Source organism: Sphingomonas plantiphila (assembly GCF_046000505.1).
Taxonomy (GTDB): Bacteria; Pseudomonadota; Alphaproteobacteria; order Sphingomonadales; family Sphingomonadaceae; genus Sphingomonas; species Sphingomonas plantiphila.
Window position 1 is genome coordinate 712,445 of sequence record NZ_JBELQC010000001.1, and the last position, 19,180, is coordinate 731,624.

At 67.7% G+C, this 19,180-nt stretch carries 21 protein-coding genes and 1 tRNA gene; 13 read left to right on the forward strand and 9 right to left on the reverse strand.

The features are described from left to right. Positions 1 to 16: 16 nt before the first annotated feature. From ABS767_RS03360 to ABS767_RS03375, 4 genes are read left to right on the forward strand one after another with little or no spacing between them, the layout of a single operon-like run. Positions 17 to 958, forward strand: a complete 942-nt coding sequence (locus tag ABS767_RS03360) for a DMT family transporter (RefSeq protein ID WP_408076950.1) — start codon at positions 17 to 19, stop codon at positions 956 to 958. After that, on the forward strand, positions 955 to 1,614 hold the full coding sequence (locus ABS767_RS03365) for a COQ9 family protein (protein ID WP_408076951.1): 660 nt from the start codon (positions 955 to 957) through the stop codon (positions 1,612 to 1,614). The genes ABS767_RS03360 and ABS767_RS03365 overlap by 4 nt, the downstream gene beginning before the upstream one ends. After that, positions 1,611 to 4,331 carry an ATP-dependent DNA helicase gene (locus tag ABS767_RS03370; RefSeq protein WP_408076952.1) on the forward strand — a complete coding sequence of 907 codons (2,721 nt, stop codon included), beginning with the start codon at positions 1,611 to 1,613 and terminating at the stop codon, positions 4,329 to 4,331. Before ABS767_RS03365 ends, ABS767_RS03370 begins: the two co-directional genes overlap by 4 nt. Beyond that, on the forward strand, positions 4,328 to 4,867 hold the full coding sequence (locus tag ABS767_RS03375) for a SixA phosphatase family protein (protein WP_408076953.1): 540 nt from the start codon (positions 4,328 to 4,330) through the stop codon (positions 4,865 to 4,867). The genes ABS767_RS03370 and ABS767_RS03375 overlap by 4 nt, the downstream gene beginning before the upstream one ends. A gap of 10 nt (positions 4,868 to 4,877) precedes the next feature. Here ABS767_RS03375 and ABS767_RS03380 read toward each other — a convergent pair whose 3' ends face one another. The 5 genes from ABS767_RS03380 to rpmF all read right to left on the reverse strand — a co-directional run bounded on the left by ABS767_RS03380 (position 4,878) and on the right by rpmF (position 7,850). Next, entirely contained in the window at positions 4,878 to 5,207 is a 330-nt protein-coding gene (locus ABS767_RS03380; protein WP_408076954.1) for a MerR family transcriptional regulator, read from the reverse strand. Position 5,208: 1 nt separating this feature from the next. Continuing rightward, positions 5,209 to 5,508: an integration host factor subunit alpha gene (locus ABS767_RS03385; protein ID WP_408076955.1), complete on the reverse strand. Its 300-nt coding sequence runs from the start codon at positions 5,506 to 5,508 to the stop codon at positions 5,209 to 5,211. A 97-nt stretch (positions 5,509 to 5,605) separates the two neighbouring features. Continuing rightward, positions 5,606 to 6,601, reverse strand: coding sequence for a beta-ketoacyl-ACP synthase III (locus ABS767_RS03390; protein ID WP_408076956.1), 996 nt, complete (start codon positions 6,599 to 6,601; stop codon positions 5,606 to 5,608). Next, a complete protein-coding gene (plsX, locus tag ABS767_RS03395) occupies positions 6,598 to 7,629 on the reverse strand; it encodes a phosphate acyltransferase PlsX (protein ID WP_408076957.1) in 1,032 nt (343 codons plus the stop codon). Before plsX ends, ABS767_RS03390 begins: the two co-directional genes overlap by 4 nt. Before the next feature lie 41 nt (positions 7,630 to 7,670). Beyond that, positions 7,671 to 7,850, reverse strand: a complete 180-nt coding sequence (gene rpmF / locus ABS767_RS03400; protein WP_408076958.1) for a 50S ribosomal protein L32 — start codon at positions 7,848 to 7,850, stop codon at positions 7,671 to 7,673. A 207-nt stretch (positions 7,851 to 8,057) separates the two neighbouring features. Between rpmF and ABS767_RS03405 the strand changes: the two genes are divergently transcribed. The 5 genes from ABS767_RS03405 to ABS767_RS03425 all read left to right on the forward strand — a co-directional run bounded on the left by ABS767_RS03405 (position 8,058) and on the right by ABS767_RS03425 (position 13,539). Beyond that, a complete protein-coding gene (locus tag ABS767_RS03405) occupies positions 8,058 to 8,480 on the forward strand; it encodes an MAPEG family protein (RefSeq protein WP_408076959.1) in 423 nt (140 codons plus the stop codon). Positions 8,481 to 8,598: 118 nt separating this feature from the next. Then, on the forward strand, positions 8,599 to 9,576 hold the full coding sequence (locus ABS767_RS03410; RefSeq protein ID WP_408076960.1) for an SIS domain-containing protein: 978 nt from the start codon (positions 8,599 to 8,601) through the stop codon (positions 9,574 to 9,576). Continuing rightward, complete coding sequence (locus ABS767_RS03415) at positions 9,560 to 10,369, forward strand: 3-deoxy-manno-octulosonate cytidylyltransferase (RefSeq protein WP_408076961.1); 810 nt, start codon at positions 9,560 to 9,562, stop codon at positions 10,367 to 10,369. The genes ABS767_RS03410 and ABS767_RS03415 overlap by 17 nt, the downstream gene beginning before the upstream one ends. Positions 10,370 to 10,444: 75 nt before the next feature. Further along, on the forward strand, positions 10,445 to 12,199 hold the full coding sequence (locus ABS767_RS03420; protein ID WP_408076962.1) for a type I secretion system permease/ATPase: 1,755 nt from the start codon (positions 10,445 to 10,447) through the stop codon (positions 12,197 to 12,199). Further along, positions 12,196 to 13,539: an HlyD family type I secretion periplasmic adaptor subunit gene (locus ABS767_RS03425; RefSeq protein WP_408076963.1), complete on the forward strand. Its 1,344-nt coding sequence runs from the start codon at positions 12,196 to 12,198 to the stop codon at positions 13,537 to 13,539. The genes ABS767_RS03420 and ABS767_RS03425 overlap by 4 nt, the downstream gene beginning before the upstream one ends. An 18-nt stretch (positions 13,540 to 13,557) precedes the next feature. Here ABS767_RS03425 and ABS767_RS03430 read toward each other — a convergent pair. Then, positions 13,558 to 13,632, reverse strand: a tRNA-Thr gene (locus ABS767_RS03430). Between the two features lie 100 nt (positions 13,633 to 13,732). On the opposite strand from ABS767_RS03430, the gene ABS767_RS03435 reads away from it, so the two are divergent. Next, positions 13,733 to 13,903 (forward strand): hypothetical protein, encoded by a 171-nt coding sequence (locus tag ABS767_RS03435; RefSeq protein ID WP_408076964.1) that lies wholly within the window; start codon positions 13,733 to 13,735, stop codon positions 13,901 to 13,903. Here ABS767_RS03435 and nudC read toward each other — a convergent pair. Genes nudC through mutY form a run of 3 tightly spaced genes read right to left on the reverse strand, consistent with a single transcriptional unit; the run spans position 13,900 to position 17,104 of the window. Then, the gene (nudC, locus tag ABS767_RS03440) at positions 13,900 to 14,784 is read right to left on the reverse strand and encodes an NAD(+) diphosphatase (protein WP_408076965.1); all 885 of its coding nucleotides are present in this window, start codon (positions 14,782 to 14,784) and stop codon (positions 13,900 to 13,902) included. The two genes, ABS767_RS03435 and nudC, sit on opposite strands and share 4 nt — an antisense overlap. Continuing rightward, the gene (locus tag ABS767_RS03445; RefSeq protein WP_408076966.1) at positions 14,784 to 16,094 is read right to left on the reverse strand and encodes a serine hydrolase domain-containing protein; all 1,311 of its coding nucleotides are present in this window, start codon (positions 16,092 to 16,094) and stop codon (positions 14,784 to 14,786) included. The genes nudC and ABS767_RS03445 overlap by 1 nt, the downstream gene beginning before the upstream one ends. Continuing rightward, positions 16,091 to 17,104, reverse strand: coding sequence for an A/G-specific adenine glycosylase (gene mutY, locus ABS767_RS03450; RefSeq protein WP_408078641.1), 1,014 nt, complete (start codon positions 17,102 to 17,104; stop codon positions 16,091 to 16,093). The genes ABS767_RS03445 and mutY overlap by 4 nt, the downstream gene beginning before the upstream one ends. Positions 17,105 to 17,194: 90 nt before the next feature. On the opposite strand from mutY, the gene ABS767_RS03455 reads away from it, so the two are divergent. Genes ABS767_RS03455 through ABS767_RS03465 form a run of 3 tightly spaced genes read left to right on the forward strand, consistent with a single transcriptional unit; the run spans position 17,195 to position 19,162 of the window. Further along, positions 17,195 to 17,707, forward strand: a complete 513-nt coding sequence (locus ABS767_RS03455) for a DUF721 domain-containing protein (protein ID WP_408076967.1) — start codon at positions 17,195 to 17,197, stop codon at positions 17,705 to 17,707. Then, on the forward strand, positions 17,707 to 18,393 hold the full coding sequence (locus ABS767_RS03460; RefSeq protein ID WP_408076968.1) for a DsbA family protein: 687 nt from the start codon (positions 17,707 to 17,709) through the stop codon (positions 18,391 to 18,393). The genes ABS767_RS03455 and ABS767_RS03460 overlap by 1 nt, the downstream gene beginning before the upstream one ends. 25 nt (positions 18,394 to 18,418) lie before the next feature. Further along, complete coding sequence (locus ABS767_RS03465; protein WP_408076969.1) at positions 18,419 to 19,162, forward strand: thioredoxin domain-containing protein; 744 nt, start codon at positions 18,419 to 18,421, stop codon at positions 19,160 to 19,162. The last annotated feature ends 18 nt before the right edge of the window (positions 19,163 to 19,180 follow it).

Here is a 19,180-nt window from a genome sequence, read left to right on the forward strand (position 1 = left end):
GGACGCTAAGCGCGCAATGCACGACTCCGCCACCCCAAGAAAAGCTGCGCCGCCGCAAACGGTCGCTGCTTTGCCCTTTGCCGCGCTGCTGCTCGGCAATCTGGCGCTGGCATTCGGGCCGTGGTTCGTGCGCGCCGCCGATGTCGGGCCGGTGGCGGCCGGCTTCTGGCGGCTCACGCTCGGCGTCCCGGTGCTGTTCGCGATCCTGCTGGTCGGGCGCGGCAAGCCGCTGCAGGGGACAGGCGGCCTGTGGGGCGTGCTGGTGATCGCGGGCGTCGTGTTCGCGGGCGACCTTGCCGCCTGGCATCTCGGCATCCTCCAGACCAACCTCGCCAATGCCGCGCTGTTCGGCAATTCGGCGACGTTGATGTACCCGATCTGGGGCTTCCTGATCGCGCGCGCCTGGCCGACCCGGCAACAGGGGGTGGCGCTGGGCCTCGCGGCGATCGGCGCGGGGCTGCTGCTCGGCCGCTCCTACGAGCTTTCGCCGCAGAATCTGGTCGGCGACCTGCTCTGCCTGCTCGCAGGCGCGCTCTACACCGTCTATTTCATCATGATGGCGCGCGCCCGCGCCGCGATGGCGCCGCTGCCCGCGCTTGCCTGGTCGAGCCTTGCCGGGACGGTCCCGTTGCTCGCCTTCGCGACCTTGCTGGGCGAGCAGATCTGGCCGCAAAACTGGGGTGTGCTGGTCGGCCTCGCGCTGGCCAGCCAGGTCGTCGGCCAGGGGCTGATGATCTATGCGCTCGGCCACCTCTCGCCGCTTGTCGTCGGGATTGCGTTGCTCACCCAGCCGGTGGTGGCCGGAACCGTCGGCTGGATCGTCTATGGCGAGCGGCTCGGTGCGCCCGATCTGATCGGTGCAGCGCTGGTCGCGATCGCACTCGTACTGGTGCGACGTGGCAAGGCACCGCCCGGACAGGTTGCGTCGAGCGAGGCAGAGGCTAAATCTGACGCATGACCGATGTTGCCGACATGACGCTCGACGAACTGCGCGAAGCCCTGGCCCCGCATCTGGCGCCCAATGCCGCGTTCGATGGCTGGAGCGCGGCGGCCGTCGCAGCGGCGGCGGGCGCGATCGGCGCCGATCCCGATATCGCCCGGCTGGCGATTCCCGCGAAACCGATCGAGATGATCGATCTGTGGTTCGCGCATGTCGACCGCGAGATGGGGCGCCGCCTGCCGCCCGAGCGGCTCGCGACGATGAAGATTCGCGAAAAGATCACGGCGCTGGTCGAGGCGCGGCTCGACATTCTCGCCCCGGATCGCGAAGCGCTGCGCCGCGCGGTCGCGATCCTCGCCATGCCGCAAAATGCCGCGCGCGCCGCGCGACTCGGCTGGCGCTCGGCCGACGCGATGTGGCGCCTCGCGGGCGACACCGCCACCGACTATAACCATTATACCAAGCGCGCGATGCTCGCGGGCATCTACGCCGCGACGATCGCCGCATTCCTGAGCGACGAGAGCGACGGCCAAACCGACAGCCGCGCCTTCCTGTCGCGCCGGATCGACAACATCATGGCGTTCGAAAAGACCAAGGCAAAGCTGGCGGCGCGCTCCGACCACCGTTTCAGCATGTCGCGCTTCATCGGCCGGCTGCGCTACAACGCGCGGTGATCGCGCTTCCCTATCCTGCCCTCCACGCCAGTCACGGCGGAATCTGGATCGCCACCGAGGACGGCACGCGCAGCGTCGGGCGCGGCGAGGCGGTGCGGATCGCGGCGGACACTCCGGTCATCCTGCTCAATGCCCCGCTCGCGGCGCAACGGCTCGGCTATGCCGACCTCTCGGGCCTCGACCTGCTCGAACTGTTCGCTTTCCTGCGCCCGGCGCGCTTCATGGTGCCGACCCCCCGCGGCCTCTCCCGCACCCTCGGGATCGACGGCCCCGCGAGCGACGCCGAGGTGGCGCCGTTTCTGCGCCGTGCCGCCGAGGCGATGCTGGCGATCGCGGACGGCGACTGGCCCGAGCGCGAGGGCGCGTGGCACGCCGCCCAGTCGCTGGCGCGCCTGCGCTGGAGCTGGGCGCCGATGCTGTCGCAGCGGCTGACTCGCCCCGAAAAAGCCGAGCGCTGGCTGTTCTCGCGCCTGCCGGAATGGAGCGAGGCCCCCCCGCGCACTGCGCCGCGTACCGTGACGCTCGATCCCGGGGCGGTGCGCGACCAGCTCGCGGGGCTGACCGGCGCGGGCGCGGAGGAGCGCGATGGGCAGCGCCGCTATGCCGAAGCCGCCGCCAGCGCCTTCGCGCCGCGCTCGCTGCGCGATTCGCCAAACCTTGTGCTGGCGGAAGCGGGGACCGGGATCGGCAAGACGCTGGGCTATCTCGCGCCGGCCTCGCTCTGGGCGACGCAGGCGGACGGCGCGGTATGGATCTCGACCTTCACCAAGGCGCTGCAACGCCAGCTCGGGCATGAGAGCGAACGGCTGTTCGCCGATCCCGAGCAGCGCCGCAAGCGCATCGTCACGCGCAAGGGGCGAGAGAATTACCTCTGCCTGCTCAATCTTGAGGATGCGCTGCAGGGCGGGTTTGCGGGGCGCGCGGCGGTGCTGGCGCAGCTGGTGGCGCGCTGGGCCGCCTATAGCGCCGATGGCGACATGATCGGCGGCGATTTGCCCGGCTGGCTTCCCTCGCTGTTCCGCCGCAACGGATCGACCGCGCTCACCGACCGGCGCGGCGAGTGCGTCTATGCCGGATGTCCGCACTATCGGAAGTGCTTCATCGAACGCGCCGCGCGGGCGAGCGCGGAGGCGGACATCGTCATCGCCAATCACGCGCTGGTGATGGTCAATGCCGCGCGCGGGCGCGAAACCGGCACCCGCCCCACCCGCTATGTCTTCGACGAGGGCCACCACCTGTTCGATGCCGCCGACGCCATGTTCGGCGTCGCGCTGTCGGGGCAGGAGACGATCGAGCTGCGCCGCTGGGTGACGGGGCCGGAGGGCGGGTCGCGCGGGCGCCGTCGCGGACTCGCCGCGCGCCTGTCCGACGTGGCGAGCTATGACGAGGCGGGGGCGCAGGCGATTGCCGACGCGGTGGATGCGGCGCGTGCGCTTCCCTCCGACGGCTGGCTTCAGCGGCTCGCCGAAGGGCAGCCCTTCGGCCCGATCGAGCATCTGCTCGCGGCGGTGCGCGGCCTGGTCTATGCGCGCGACGCCGACGGATCGGGCGAGGCAGGATACGGGATCGAGACCGAGCTGGCCGAGCCCGACCCGGCGCTGATCGACGCGACGCCGGGCGCGGCCGCCGCGCTGGAACAGCTGCTGCGCCCGTTGATGGCGCTCGGACGGCGGCTGGAGGCGGTCCTCGACGAGGCACCGGACTGGATGGACGGCGCGGCGCGTGCGCGAGTCGAGGGTGCGATCGCCTCGCTCGGCTGGCGCGCCGAAACGGTCGCGGCGTGGCTGGCGCTGGTCGCGCGGATCGGCGGCCCAGCGAGCGCGGAGTTCGTCGACTGGCTCGCGGTCGAGCGGATCGAGGGACGCGAGATCGATATCGGTGTGCATCGCCGCTGGCTCGACCCGACCAAGCCCTTCGCCGAAACGGTGCTCAAGCCCGCCCATGGCGCGCTCGTCACCTCGGCAACGCTGCGCGCGGGGGGCGATTGGGAGGTGGCGGAAAGCCGCAGCGGCGCCCAGCATTTGCTCCACCCGCCGCTGCGGTTCGAAGCGCCATCGCCCTTCGACTATGCCGGGCGATCCGAGGTCTTGATCGTGACCGATATCAAACGTGGCGACATGGGCGCGCTGGCCGCTGCCTATGCCCGGCTGATCGTCGCGGCGCAGGGCGGGACGCTGGGCCTATTCACCGCGATCCGACGGCTGCGCGCCGTCCATGCGCGGATCGCCGACCGGCTCGCGCGCGAAGGGCTGCCGCTCTACGCCCAGCATGTCGATCCGATCGACACCGGCACGCTGGTCGACATCTTTCGTGACGATCCCCGCGCGTCGCTGATCGGCACCGATGCGCTGCGCGACGGGGTCGACGTGCCCGGCCGATCGCTGCGGCTGGTGGTGATGGAGGGCGTGCCCTGGCCCAAGCCCAGCGTGCTGCATGCCGCGCGCAGGCTCGCCAATGGCGGAAGCGCCTATGACGATCGGCTCGTCCGCGCGCGATTGGCACAGGCGTTCGGGCGGCTGATCCGCCGCGCCGACGACAGCGGCGCCTTCGTTCTGCTGTCCTCAGCCATGCCCTCGCGCCTGCTCTCGGCCTTCCCGCCCGACACGCCGGTCGCCCGGATCCCGCTCGATGAAGCGATCGAGCGCGTGCGACGTCTTTCCTCCGTCGCATCGCTGGGGCAGAAGGCCGGCGAACATGTCGAACCGGAGGCCCGATGAAGACGCTGACGTTGCTGCGCCACGCCAAATCGAGCTGGGACGATTCCGTCGCACGCGATTTCGATCGCCCGCTCAACGCGCGCGGCCAGCGGGCGGCTGCCACGGTCGGGCGCCACATGCGCAGCGAAGGACTGGAGTTCGATCATGTCGCCGCTTCCCCCGCGGTACGGGTGGTCGAGACGATCGAGCATGTCGAAACCGGCTATGGCAGCGAACTTGCTCCGGCCTGGGACCGGCGCATCTATCTCGCCTCCGCATCGAGCCTGCTCGACATCGTCCACGAGCTTCCCGCCGGGGCCGACAGCGTATTGCTGATCGGCCATAATCCGGGGCTGGAGGATCTCGTGCTGTTGCTGGTCCCGGATCGGGCGAACGATGCACTCCGCGATTCGGTGGAAGAGAAATTCCCGACCGCCGCGCTGGTGGAGATGCACTTCGATACCGACGCATGGTCGGAGGTGCGCGCTGGTGGCGCGACGCTGATCCGGTTCGTGCGCCCCCGCGACCTCGACCCAGCGCTGGGGCCGGACCGCTAAGCGCTGCGGTTCAGCCGTCGCCGTCGAGCGCGGCGCGCAGCTTGTCGCGTACGGCTACCAACGCAGCTGGCCGTTTACGTTGCGCGCCCCGCTCCGCATCGAGCAGCCGCTGGACTCCGCGGATCGTGTACCCTTCCCTGCCGAGCAGGGCATCGATCCGCCGTACCAGCGCGACATCGTCCGGCCGGTAATAGCGACGGCCGCCTGCGCGCTGTAGCGGACGCAATTGTGGAAAACGCGTCTCCCAATACCTCAATATGTGCTGAGGTCGGCCGATTTCCTGCGCAAGCTCGCCGATCGTCCGGAAGGCTTCGGGGCTCTTCTCGGGACCGCTCCGCATCTCATCCCCCGTCGACGATCCGATCGCGCAACATCTGGCTCGCGCGAAAGGTCAGCACGCGGCGCGGTGCGATCGGTACCTCAACCCCCGTCTTGGGGTTGCGGCCCACCCGCTCCCCCTTGTCGCGCAGGATGAAACTGCCGAAGCCGGAAATCTTTACATTCTCGCCCTTGGAGAGCGCTTCGCACATATGGCCCAGGATCTGCTCGACCAGCCGCGAAGCGTCGGCGCGCGAAAGCCCCATGTCGCGGTGCAGCGCATCGGCGAGATCGGCTCGTGTCAATGTCGCGGCGGTCGCCATCGCGGAAAAACCCTCTTACCCCGGTCGATAACCGTATCACATTAGGGGCTTCGCGCAACCATCGTTGCGCCTTCGTTATGATACTGTAGAAATACGATCAGAAGCGTACGATCGCCGCGCCCCAGGTAAATCCGCCGCCCATCGCCTCCAGGACGAGCAGGTCGCCGACCTTGATCCGGCCGTCGCGGACGGCTGCGTCGAGGGCGAGCGGCACCGACGCCGCCGAGGTATTGGCGTGCTGATCGACGGTCACCACCACCTTTTCCGGTGCCAGGCCCAGCTTGCGGGCCGTCGCATCCAGGATGCGGGCGTTCGCCTGGTGCGGGACGACCCAGTCGACATCTTCCGCTCCCAGGCCAGCCGCGGTCAGACCCTCGTTCATGACGGCCGCAAGGTTGACCACCGCGTGGCGGAACACTTCCTTGCCCTTCATGCGCAACTTGCCGACCGTGCCGGTGGTCGAGGGGCCGCCGTCGACATAGAGAAGCTGGTTGTGCCGGCCGTCGGCGTGCAGCTTGGTCGCGAGCACGCCGCGTCCGCCGTGGGTAGCGGTTTCCTGCGCTTCCATCACGATCGCCCCAGCGCCGTCGCCGAACAGCACGCAGGTCGCGCGATCTTCCCAGTCGAGAATGCGGCTGAACGTCTCGGCACCGATGACCAGCGCACGGCTCGCCGAGCCCGCGCGGATCATGCTCTCAGCCACCTGAACCGCGTAGAGAAAGCCCGAGCACACTGCGGCGACGTCGAACGCGACGCAATCATCGATGCCCAGCGCCGCCTGGACGCGCGTGGCACTCGCCGGAAACGTCTGGTCGGGGGTAGCGGTCGCGAGGACGATCAGGTCGATGTCCGTTGCAGCGGTCCCTGCAGCCGCCAGCGCCGCGCGTGCCGCATCGGTCGCGAGCGTCGATGTCGTCTCGTCCGGCCCGGCGATGTGACGGAAACGAATTCCGGTGCGCTCGACGATCCATTCGTCGGAGGTGTCCACCTGCTCCGCCAGTTCGGCATTCGATACGCGGCGCGCGGGCAGCGCCGATCCGGTCCCGATAATCACCGCGCGCCGCGTGGTCGCCGCGCTCGTTGCATCATTCATGCTGCCTGGGCCTCGAAATTGCCGAGATCCTCGGCGATGCGGCGGGTCAGATCGTCGCGCACCATCTTCGCCGCGACGCCGATCGCGGTTTCGACGCCGACCTCATTCGCGCTGCCGTGACTTTTCACCACGATGCCGTTGAGGCCCAGAAACACCGCGCCGTTATGGTTGTTGGGATCGAGATGATGCCGCAGCAGATCGGTCGCGGGCCGCGAGATGAGGAAGCCGATCTTCGACCGGATCGAGCTGGAAAAGGCGCGACGCAGTAGATCGGCGACGAAGCGGGCGGTGCCCTCGACGGTCTTGAGCGCGATATTGCCCGAAAAGCCGTCGCACACGATCACGTCGACATCGCCCCGCGAAAGCGCATTTCCCTCCACGAACCCGGAGAACTTGAGCGGGAGATGGGTCGCGGCGCGCAATTTCTGCGCAGCATCGCGGATGCTGTCGGTGCCCTTGAGCTCTTCGGTACCGATATTGAGCAGCGCGACGCGCGGAGCCTCCAGATCGAGCACCGTTCGCGCATAGGCGGCGCCCATCACCGCGAACTGGATGAGATTTCGGCTGTCGACTTCGGTATTCGCGCCAAGATCGAGCATCACGACATCGTTCGCGCCCAGCGTCGGCATGCGCGCCGCCAAAGCAGGCCGGTCGATTCCGGGCATGGTGCGCAGCGACAGCTTCGCCATCGCCATCAATGCCCCGGTATTGCCCGAGGAAACCGCAGCGGCCGCCTCGCCACGCTTCACCAGATCGATGGCGATGCCCATCGAAGTCGTCTTGGCGCGGCGTATCGCCTGGCTCGGCTTGTCGTCAGCGGTAACGACTTCCGGCGCGTGGACGATTTCCGACGCGGCGGTGAGGTTCGGGTGGCTCTTCAGCCCCTCGCGAATCGCATCCTCGTCGCCGACCAGCACGAAGCGCATGCCGTCATACCGGCGTCGCGCGCGTGCGACCCCGGCGAGCATCACCGCCAGCCCCTCGTCGCCGCCCATCGCATCGACGGCGATTCGCGCGCTGGAGGTCATAGCTGCCGGTCCTCGATTATCTGAGCCCTAAGTCTCGGGGCTCAGCCCTCGGCCGAGACGATTTCACGGCCATTATAATGGCCGCATGCGCCGCACAGCACGTGCGGACGCTTGAGTTCGCCGCAGTTGGGGCATTCCTGGAATGCCTCGACCTTCAGCGCGTCATGCGACCGGCGCATGCCACGGCGGCTCGGCGAAACTTTTCTCTTGGGGACGGCCATTTCGGCAAACCTTCTTGAAACTGTCGTCTAAAAACTGGATCGCGATACGCCCATGACAGCCAACGGGCAAGCACCGGGGCCCCGGCACTCGCCGGACTGCCTGGAGCCAGTCGCGAAGCGAGCGAGCGCCTATAGCGATTCTCGACCAAGTTGCAAGGCGAAGCACTACATGGCAGCGGTGCGGCGTCGAAAACAAGGGGAGGCCTTATGGAAGCGATCATCCTACCGGTCACGATCGTCACGGCCGCTGCATGCGCGTTCGTCAATATCTGGCTCGCGGTGCGAATCGGCGCGGTACGCCGTGCGGAGAACATCTCGATCGGAGACGGGGGGAACAGCCGGCTGATCGCGCGGATGCGGGCGCAGCTCAATTTCGCCGAATATGCGCCGATCGTGTTGATCCTGATGGGCCTCATCGAACTGGCGGTCGGCACCGAGACGTGGCTGTGGCTCGTGGCAGGCGCGTTCATCACCGCGCGCATTCTGCACCCGATCGGCATGGATGGGTGGGGCGCCGGGCGCGTGATCGGGATCGCGCTGACCCTGCTCGTCACCATCGGCCTTGCCGGATATGCCGCCAGTATCCCGTTCCTCGCGCTCGACGACACCCAAACGATCGTGGCGCAATAGCCGCCGCTTCGACGCATCGATTGCGTTTCACAGGCCGCAGGCGCATGCTGCACGGCAGCAACAGCCTGGAATCCTTAGATGTCTGCCTATCCGCTGAGCTCTTACGGGGCGACACGCCATGGCTGATCTTCAACATCCGGTTCTTGCCGGCGATCTGCTTTCGACGGCACATCGTCTCCTGCGCGCCGAGCAGCGGGCGATCGCACTTCTCGACGACATCATCGACGAGGCAGCGGTGGCCGCAGCAACCGCACTCGCTGCGTGTCGCGGCCGGATTTTGACGAGCGGTATCGGGAAATCGGGCATCGTCGGTCGAAAGCTCGCGGCGACCTTGTGCTCGCTGGATGTGCCCGCCCAGTTTCTGCATGCTGGCGACGCGCTCCATGGCGACCTCGGGGCGGTCCGCGCGGAAGATATGGTGGTGGCGATCAGCTACTCCGGGACGACGCGCGAATTGATGCGCGTGATCGAGCATGCACGGGGCGTCGGCGCCGGAACCGCCGTGATCACTGCGTTCAGTCATGCCGCGATCAGCCTGCTATGCGATCATGTCCTTCTGATCCCGCAGTGCGAAGAGGGAAGCGGGGACCATGCCGCGCCGATGGCATCGACGATCGCTTCGATAGCGATGGGGGACGTGCTTGCCCTGTTGGTCGCGCAACTCAGCGGTCACCGCCGCGGCCAGATGCACGCCCTGCATCCGGCCGGAGACCTGGGCCGCAAGCTGCGCCCCCTGAAACAGGTGATGGTTGGTGGAGACCGCGTGCCTATCGTCCCGATGGATGCAGCGAGCGCACAGGTCATCCGGGAGATCACGGCCAAGGGGCAGGGCATCGTCGGCGTCGTCGATGCGCAGGGGCTGCTCGTCGGAACCGTAAGCGATGGCGATATTCGTCGCCATGCGTCGGCCATCGCGACGTGCACCGCCCGCGAGTTGATGGTGGAACATCCGATCGCGGTCGACATGGCAGCCGACATTTCCCAGGCCCTCGACCTGATGCGCCTGCATCGCGTCTCGACGATCTTCGTGGTGGAAGATGGCCGCGCCCAGGGACTGGTCCATATCCAGGATCTTCTGCGTGTCGGCATCCTCTGACGTGGATCGGGCGACCGCCGCGCGCATCCTGATCGTGGTCCCGGCGCGCTTCGGATCGCAGCGCTTTCCGGGAAAGCCGCTCGTCGGGATCAAGGGGCCAACCGGCGCCAAGCCCCTGATCCAGTGGAGCTGGGAAGCGGCGTCGACGGCACAGGATCGCGCGGACATCCTCGTCGCGACCGATGATGCGCGAATTGCGCAGGTCGTGCGCGGGTTCGGCGGGGCAGTCGCCATGACGGACAGCGCGCTGCGGAACGGAACCGAACGCTGTGCCGCGGTTCTGAGCCAGTTGGATGCGGCGCCGGACCTGGTGGTCAATCTTCAGGGCGATTCGCCTCTGGTCGCGCAGGCGCAGATCGACGCGCTGATCGATGCGTGGCTGGAAACGGGCGCGCCCGTGCTCACCCCCTACCTGACGTGCGACGCGGTGATCGGGCCTGCGCTGATGGCCGATCATGCGGCGGGTCGGGTGGGGGGCACCACCGTCGTATCGGATCTCGCCGGCAATGCCCTGTATTTTTCGAAGCGGCCCGTTCCGTTCGGGGTCGCCGACGGCCAAGGCCTCAAATTGCATCTTGGCCTTTACGCCTACACGCCATCCGCATTGCACCACTATGCAAGCCGCGCGCCGGGCCCCCTGGAAAAGGCCGAGGGGCTCGAGCAGCTGCGGTTTCTGGAACATGGGATCCCGATCCGGCTGGTCGAGGTCGAGCGCCCCTCATCCGGCTTCTGGGAGGTGAACAACCCCGAGGACGTTCCCCTCGTAGAAGAAGCGCTTGCCGCGCGCGGATGAATCCAACGTGCGCGATGGCGTCATGCAGATTTCCGGGTTATCTGCGCGGATCACCCTGGGGAACGGCCTGTTGACATGGGAAAGTTGTTGAGCCGCCTCGGCCAGTCCGAACTTCGCGATGCGTTGCGTCGCATGCGGGGCGGGCTGATCGGCATCGTCGCGCTGAGCGCGATGGTCAATATCCTGATGCTGACCGGCTCCATCTATCTCATGCTGGTCTATGACCGGGTGCTGCCCGGGCAGCATCAGGCAACCCTGTTCAGCCTGTTTGTGATGGTGGTGGTCGCCTACGCATTCTATGGCGCGTTCGACGTCATGCGTTCGCGCATGCTGGCCGATGTCTCCGCGTCGCTGGACCAATCCCTGACCGAGCGTGTTCAGCAGATCGAGGGGCGCATCGCGCTCGAACGGCCCGATGCGAAGGAACTGATCAGCCCGACCCGGGATCTCGATCAGCTGCGCAGCTTCGTCGCCAGCGCCGGCCCGCCCGCACTGATCGATCTGCCCTGGATCGTCTTCTTTCTGCTCGTACTCACGCTGGTCCACTATTGGCTCGGCGTCGTGACGCTTGCAGGGATGATCGTGCTCGCGGGACTGACAGTCGCAGCGGAGCGGATCAACGCCAGGCACCTGGCCGCAGTAAACGAAGCCATGGCGCGCCGTCGCACTCTGGGCGACCGTCGCTGGCGGCATGCGGAGATCATCGCCAGCCTGGGCATGCGCGCGCGGCTGGTGACGCAATGGCGCGATGCGCACGACCTGTTTCTGAAGGAGCAGGGATCGCTGACCGATGCTTCCTCAACGCTGAGCGGCGTGAGCAAGGTCTTGCGGATGTTCCTGCAGTCGGCGGTGCTGACCGTCGGCGCGATCCTGGTGATCGACGGCAAGGCGACGGCCGGGATCATCTTCGCCAGCTCGATCCTCGCCGGACGCGCGCTCGCTCCGGTCGACCAGGCGATCGCGAATTGGCGCGGCTTCGTCACGGCGCGGCAAAGCTGGGCGCGCCTGTCCAACCTGCTCCGCCAGGTCCCGGCGCCGACGGAAGCGCGAACCGCCCTGCCCTTGCCCAGCAAAGCGCTGGCGGTCGAACATTTGACGCTCACGCCGCCATCCGCGACGCGGACGACCGTGGCCGATGCCAGCTTCTCCCTGACAGCGGGGCAGGCGGTCGGGATCCTGGGTCCCAGCGGGTCGGGGAAATCTTCGCTGGTGCGCGGGGTGATCGGCGCATGGAAGCCGGTGAAGGGCGCGGTCCGTCTGGACGGCGCCACGATCGATCAATGGGATATCGACCGCTTGGGCAGTGCCATCGGCTATCTGCCGCAATCGGTCGAGCTGTTCGGCGGGACGATCGCGCAGAATATCGCCCGGTTCGAACCCGATGCGCCCGCCGACCTGATCTTCGCTGCCGCTCGACAAGCGGGCGTGCATGACATGATCCTCAAATTTCCCGATGGCTATGATCTTCAGGTGGGTGAGGATGGTGGGCAGTTGTCTGCCGGCCAGCGCCAGCGGATCGCACTGGCGCGCGCCTTGTATCGCGATCCGTTCCTCGTCGTTCTCGACGAACCCAATTCCAATCTGGACCATGAAGGCGAGGTCGCGCTGATCCGCGCGGTGCAGCAGGTGCGTACGCGCGGCGGCATCGTCCTGATGGTCGCACACCGACCGGCGATTCTCGCCGCCGTCGATATGGCGATGCTCATGCGGAACGGCGCGATCCAGGCGTTCGGACCGCGCGATGAGGTGCTGGCCAAGGTCACCCGGCCGCGCGGCGCATCCGATTCCGCAAATGTCGCCGTTCTACCTCAGCGGGGCGGATCGGCATGAACGCGCACATGCCTGTCGATGCGGCACCGCCGGTGGAGCCCGAGCGGCCGGAAGGCGCAGACGATCGCCTGCGCCGCCGCACGCGTCATGCATTCGCGCTGATCGCCGTCCTTCTATTCGGACTGTTCGGGCTGGCGGCATTTCTGCAGATCGGCGGCGCGGTCATCGGTTCGGGCGAGGTGGTCGTCGATTCGAGCGTGCGGGTGGTCAGCCATCCGACCGGCGGCGTCCTGCGCGACGTCCTGGTGCGCAATGGCGATCGGGTACGGCAGGGGCAGGTGTTGGTCCGCCTGGACACGACCGTGACCGAGATCGGCTCGCAATCCGCGTCCACCGGTCTCGATCAGCTTCTGGCGCGCCGCGCGCGGCTGGAGGCAGAGCGCGACGGCGCGGCCGTGCTGCGATTTCCGAGCGAGCTGACGGGCAATGGCGATGCCCGCACGCAGGAAGTGATCGCGCGCGAAAAAGGTCTGTTCGATCTGCGGCGCGCCGAACTCGTCGGTACGCTGGCACTCCTGCGGCAGCGAATCGAACAGCTGGACAGCGAGATCGCTGGATATCGCGTGCAGATCGACGCAACCGAGCGGCAGCTCGTGTTGATCGAGCCCGAGCTCGAGGGATTGCGGCGGCTGCACGAGAAGCAGCTGGTGACGATCAATCGGCTGAACAGCGCAGAGCGCGCCGCCGTCCAGCTGGAGGGGAGCAAAGCGGCTTTGCAGTCGAACATCGCCCAGGCGCGGGCGCGCATCTCCGAGACTCGCGAGCAGATCCTGAACGTCACGAAGAACATGCGCAGCGATGCTGCGACCCAGCTCGCCGACGTGATCGCGCAGATCAACGAACAGCAGGTCCGGGTCGCCAGCACCGCTGATGCCGTTGCGCGCAGCGACGTCCGGGCACCCCAATCGGGGACCGTCGACAAGATCGCGTTCACCACCGTCGGCAGCGCAGTGCCGCCCGCCCAGCCCATCCTGCAGATCGTTCCAGATCGCGACACGCTGGTGGTCGAGGCCCGGATTCGACCGCAGGATGTCGACCAGGTGCGAACCGGCCAGGATGCGCGCGTCACATTTTCCGGCCTTGATCGCCAGACCACGCCCGACATCCCCGGAACGGTGATCTTCGTGTCACCCGAACTCACGCGCGACGATCGTACCGGAATGTCCTTTTACCGCATTCGCGTGAGGATCGACGGGGCAGTCGCTACGCGGAATACGCCGGTCGCGCTGAAAGCCGGCATGCCGGCGGAAGTTTTCGTCGCCACCGGGGAGCGCTCGATGCTGTCCTATCTGGTCAAGCCGATGATCGACCAGATCCGGTACGCCTTCCGCGAAGGGTGACGTCGCGTCGGGAAAAAATGGTGCTGCCGGTGAGGATTGAACTCACGACCTCAGCCTTACCAAGGATGCGCTCTACCACTGAGCTACGGCAGCACTCGGCGCGGGCGGCAGGGTCCGGTCCGCGCGGGGAGCGGCCCTTTTGCGCGGGAGCGGCCCATTGTCAAGGCGCAGTCCCGCGGTTTATCGCGCGATCATGACCGATCCCGGCAAAAGTGAGCGGCTCGCGGCTGCGCTGAGAGAGAATCTTCGCAGGCGCAAGAGTCAGGCACGCGCCGTCGCGCAGGGCGTCGGCGCGGCCGATGCATCGTCGCGCGCTCCAGACGCGAATCCGGCAACGAACCGCAGCGATCCGGACGATCGCTAGTCGTCGGCGCCCGACCCGACCCAGGCGGTGAGCAGTGACCAGGCTATGGCGTAACGCGGCGGCGCCACGAAGCGGGCCGCCGGATCGCCAGCCAGCGCCGCCCGCACCTCGTCGCGCGTCGCCCAGATCGCGTCCTCAAGCTCATGGGTGTCGAGCGTGATCCGGTCGTCATCCGCCGTGGCGATACAGGCGATCATCAGCGACGACGGAAACGGCCAGGGCTGGCTGGCGATATAGCGCACGTCGCGCACCGCGACGCCCGCCTCCTCCAGCGTCTCGCGCGTCACCGCCTCCTCGATCGACTCCCCCACCTCGACGAAGCCCGCCAGCGCCGAATAGCGCCCTGCCGGCCAGGCCGCCTGACGCCCGAGCAGCGCGCGTCCATCATGTTCGGCGAGCATGATCACGACCGGGTCGGTGCGGGGGAAATGCTCCGCCGTGCAATTCGGGCAACGCCGCGCCCAGCCTCCGCGAAACAGCTCGGTCGCGGTCCCGCACACCGCGCAGTAACCGTGGCGCTGGTGCCAGTCCACCAGACTGCGCGCGCAGGCATAGAGTCCGGCTTGGTCGGGTAACATTAAACTCAGCATCGCGAACAGCGCGGGAGAGCGTGTCGCGCCGTGGCGCTCGCCCAAGCGCAGCGGCACGAAATGCGGCCTGCCGTCGATATAGCCCAGAAACAGCGGCTGACTGCCCTCGGCCAGGTCGGCGAGGCTGTCCCACACCAGCCGGCCTTCGCCATCGAGTTCGGGATCGAGCCCGTTCAGCCGTAACAGCCGCGCGCGCCAGTCCCCCAGCGCGGCGGCGAGCGCCTCCGGATCATTGCGTTCGCGGTCGGCGCGGTCGAGCACCGCTCCGGTGAACCCGACCTCGACCGCCATCAACGTGCGGCTTGGGCATAGACCGCACGGACCGCATCGGCGCGCAGCGGCCATTTGTCCGACGGGAAATAGTTGACCATCACGGTGCCGCGGATCTTGTTCGCGGGATCGACCCACGCGACGGTGCCCGCCGCGCCGCCCCAGCCATAGGTGCCCTTGCCGGGGCCGCCCGGCACGCCTTCGAGATAGACCGATCCGCCGGCGCCATAGCCCATCCTGGGCGCGGTATCACCGCCGGTGCCGCCGGGCGCGCCTGCGAACGTCACGCCCTCCGGCAGGATATCCGACATGGCCAGCCGCACGGTCTCCGCCTTCATCACGCGAACGCCGTCCAGCGTGCCTTCGTTGACCAGCATATGCAGGAACCGGTCATAGTCGCGCGCCGACATCACCAGGCCGGCCCCGCCATAGGGGAAGGACGGCGGGGTCGCATAGGCCGAGGTCTTGGCGGGATCGATCGGGATGCGGGTATCGCCGGCCCATGCATAGTTGGTGGCGAAGCGACCGAGTTCGCTCTGCGGCACGGTCCAGTAGGTCGACGTCATCTTGAGCGGACCGAGCAGGCGCGTCTGCAGGAATGTCTCGTACGGCGTTTTCGCCGCGGCCTCGATAATGGCGGGAAGCAGATCGAGGGCGATCGAGTAGCTCCACTTCGTCCCCGGCTCGGCGATCAGCGGCAGCGTCGCGACGCGCTCGGCGAATTCCTTGAGGCTCTTCGGACGGATCGGGCGCGCCTGCGCCTCGAACGTTGCATTGACCGCGCCGGGGGTAATGCCAAGCCGCTCATATTCCTTGAGCAATGGGCCCTTGGTGATGATCGTGTAGCCAAGCCCGGCGGTATGCGTCAGCAGATGGCGTACGGTAATCTGTGTCTTCGCCGGACGGCTATCCAGACTGTTGTCCGGATCGGTCAATACCCTCATCTCGCGAAAACCGGGGAAGAAATCCGCGATCGGCTGGTCGAGCTTGAGCTTGCCGTCCTCGACCAGCATCATCGCCGCCATCGCGGTGATCGGCTTGGTCATCGAATAGACGCGCCACAGCGAGTCGGGCCCGGCGGCCGGAGCGTCGGCCTCCACCGCGATCCGCCCCGCCGATGCGAAGACCGGCGCGGTGTCGCCCTTGCCCCAGGCCACGACGATGCCCTGAGTGCGATCCTGCGCGACATAGTCGGCGGCCAGCGTATCGACCGGGGCCGCAGTCTTTGCCGTCGCGGCCTGACCGTACGCGGCCGCCTCTCCGAACATCCCCGGCTGCGCAGTCGCCAGCACGAGCGCAGCGGCTCCCCCGATCATCAAAGTCCGCTTCATGCCACGCTCTCCATCGCTTCGACCGCTTTCGCGAACAGCCGGGGCAATCCTGCCTCGTCCAGTCGTGCGATCGGCCACCATTCACCTTCGATCGCGTCTATGTGACGCCCCAATGTTGCAGTCGCAAGCGTCGCATGCAGTTCGAAATGCGTGAAGACGTGGCGGATCGATGCATTGCGCAGCGTCCAGTCCGTCTCGACGGGTGCCTCCTCAAGCTGCGGCGGCGCCGCCGCCCACGGTCCGGTGGGCAACCCACGCATGCCGCCGAGCAGCCCGCGCGGCGGGCGGCGCACCAGCAGCACCTGTCCCTCGCGCTCGAGCCAGAAGAACGTCGCATGACGCACCGGGCGCGCGGCCTTCTTCGCCTTGAAAGGATAGGATTCGGGTGCTCCCTCGGCGCGCGCATCACATCGATCGGCGAGCGGGCAGAGCAGGCATTTGGGGCTGCGCGGAGTACAGATGGTCGCACCGAGATCCATCATCGCCTGCGCGAAGTCGCCCGGGCGCGTGTCCGGCGTGATCGAATCGACGAGCATCCGCAGCGTCGCCTTGGCGCCGGGCAGTGGGTCGGCCAGCGCGAACAGCCGCGCCACCACCCGCTCGACATTGCCGTCGACCACCACTGCGCGCTGTCCGAACGCGATCGCCGCGACAGCCGCCGCCGTATAGGCGCCGAACCCCGGCAGCTTCCGCAGGGCGGCTTCGTCGCCCGGCAGCCGCCCGGCATGTTCGCGCGCCACGACCCGCGCCGCCGCCAACAGGTTGCGTGCCCGCGCGTAATAGCCCAGCCCCGCCCAGGCGCTCATAACCTCGGCATCGTCAGCCGCCGCCAGTGCCGCGAAATCGGGCCAGCGTGTCGTGAACATCTCGAAATAGGGAATCACCGCCGCGACCTGGGTCTGTTGCAGCATCACCTCCGACAGCCAGACGCGATAGGGGTCAGGCGGGGGCGAGCCCGGCGGCGCGCGCCAGGGCAGCGAGCGGGCATGTGCATCGTACCACGCGAGCAGTGGCGCGGCGACGTCGCGAGCGGATGGATACGGACCGGGGACGCGAGAAACATTGTCTGTCACGCCCCGCCTATGGCATGGACGGAGCGAATGAGTAAGCCGCGCACCCCCAGCGACGAACCCCGCCGCAGCAACCGGATTCGCCCCGTGGCGGAACTGGTGCCGGATGTCGGGCGGGTGGCGTTCCGCAAGTTCGGCTTCGTGCAGAGCGCGGTGCTGAGCCGCTGGAGCGAGATCGTCGGCGAGCGCTATGCCGGTGTCTCATCGCCCGAATCGATCCGCTTTCCGCGCGGCGAGCGCGCGAACGGCGTGCTGACCCTCGTCGTTCAGGGCGCGCACGCGCCGATGATGCAGCATATCACGCCCGAAATCGCCGAGCGCGTGAACCGCTTCTTCGGCTATCCCGCCGTCGCGCGCGTGACGATCCGCCAGGGCGAGGTCACCCGCCCGCCCAAGCCGAGAGTGCCGACCGAACCCGCCCCCGTGCCCGCGGAAATCGGCGACAGCCTGCGCACGATCGTCGACCCCGAATTGCGCGCGGTGCTCGAAGGACTGGCCGGAGGCATCGCCGCCTCGCCCGTGAAGCTGGGAAGAATCGATTGATGCGGGTGCTTCGCCTGTTCCTCGCCCTGTTCGTGGCGACCCTGTGCGCCGGCGGCGCGACCGCACAGGCGCCGGCACGCGACTGGCGTACGTATGTGGTGCAGGCGCCGTCGGGCGCGTTCCTGATCGGCAATCCGGCGGCGAAGGTGAAGCTGATCGAATATCTCAGCTACACCTGCCCGCACTGCGCGCATTTCGTCGAGGAGTCCAAGGCGTCGCTGCACGACGACCTCGTGAAGCGCGGGCAGGTGCGCGTCGAATTCCGCCACGCGATCCGCGACCCGCTCGACATGACCGCCGCGCTGCTCGCGCGCTGTTCCGGTCCGCGCGCCTTCGCCGGAACCAGCGAGGCGCTCTTCGCCACGCAGTCGACCTGGTATCAGCAGGGCGCGCAATGGTGGCAGGCGAACATCGGAACGATCGAAGGCCAGCCGCCGCTGGCCCGGTTCAAGGCGCTGGCGAACGGATCCGGCCTCGCCCAGATGATGCGCAAGCGCGGCATGACCACGGCGCGCATCAACCAGTGCTTTGCCACCCCCACCGATCTCGACAAGCTGACCGCGATGACCGACGCCGCGTGGAAGACGATCAGCGGCACCCCCAGCTTCATGATCAACGGCAAGGCCGGTGGCGGCGGCCACTGGCAGACGCTGGAACCCGAACTGCGCGCCGCAGGTGCGCGCTGATTTTCCCCTGTAGTGGAGATGTGACTTGAAGCGAATTGCAATCGGCCTGGTATCGGCAATGGCCCTGGCGAGCTGCGGCAGCGGCGAGGACAACAGCAACGTCATCACGCCCGCCCCCGCATCGTCGCCAGCGGCTGGGGCTGCAGCGCCGGCCGGGACCCAGTGGGTCGATACGGTCGTCAAGACCGCAGAAGGCGGGTTCCGCATGGGCAACCCCGACGCGCCGATCAAGCTGATCGAATATGGCTCGCGCACCTGCAGCCATTGCGCCGCCTTCGCAGTCACCGGCATGGAGCCGCTCAAGGCCTATGTCGCGAGCGGAAAGGTGAGCTTCGAGTTTCGCGACTTCCTGCTCAACGAAATCGACGTCGGCGCCGCGCTGCTTGGCCAGTGCGCCGGCCCCGGCCCCTTCTTCCCGATCATGGACCAGATGTACGAGCAGCAGCGCGAGCTGCTCGCCAACGGCCCCAAGGAAGGCGATCCCTTCCTCGAGCAGGTCAAGTCGATGACGCCGCAACAGCGCATCGGCGCGGCGGCCGAGAAATTCGGCTATCTCGCCTTTGTGCAGCAGCGTGGCGTTCCGGAGGCGCAGGCACGCCAGTGTCTGGCGGACCCAGCCGCAACCGAAGCGCTGGTCAAGAGCAACGAGGCGGCACAGAAGCAGTATCAAATCCCCGGCACGCCGACCTTCATCCTCAATGGCAAGGTGCTCGAGAATACCGGCACCTGGCCGCAGGTCGAAGCCGCGCTGAAGGGCGCGGGCGCCTGAACCCGATGACCGGGCGGG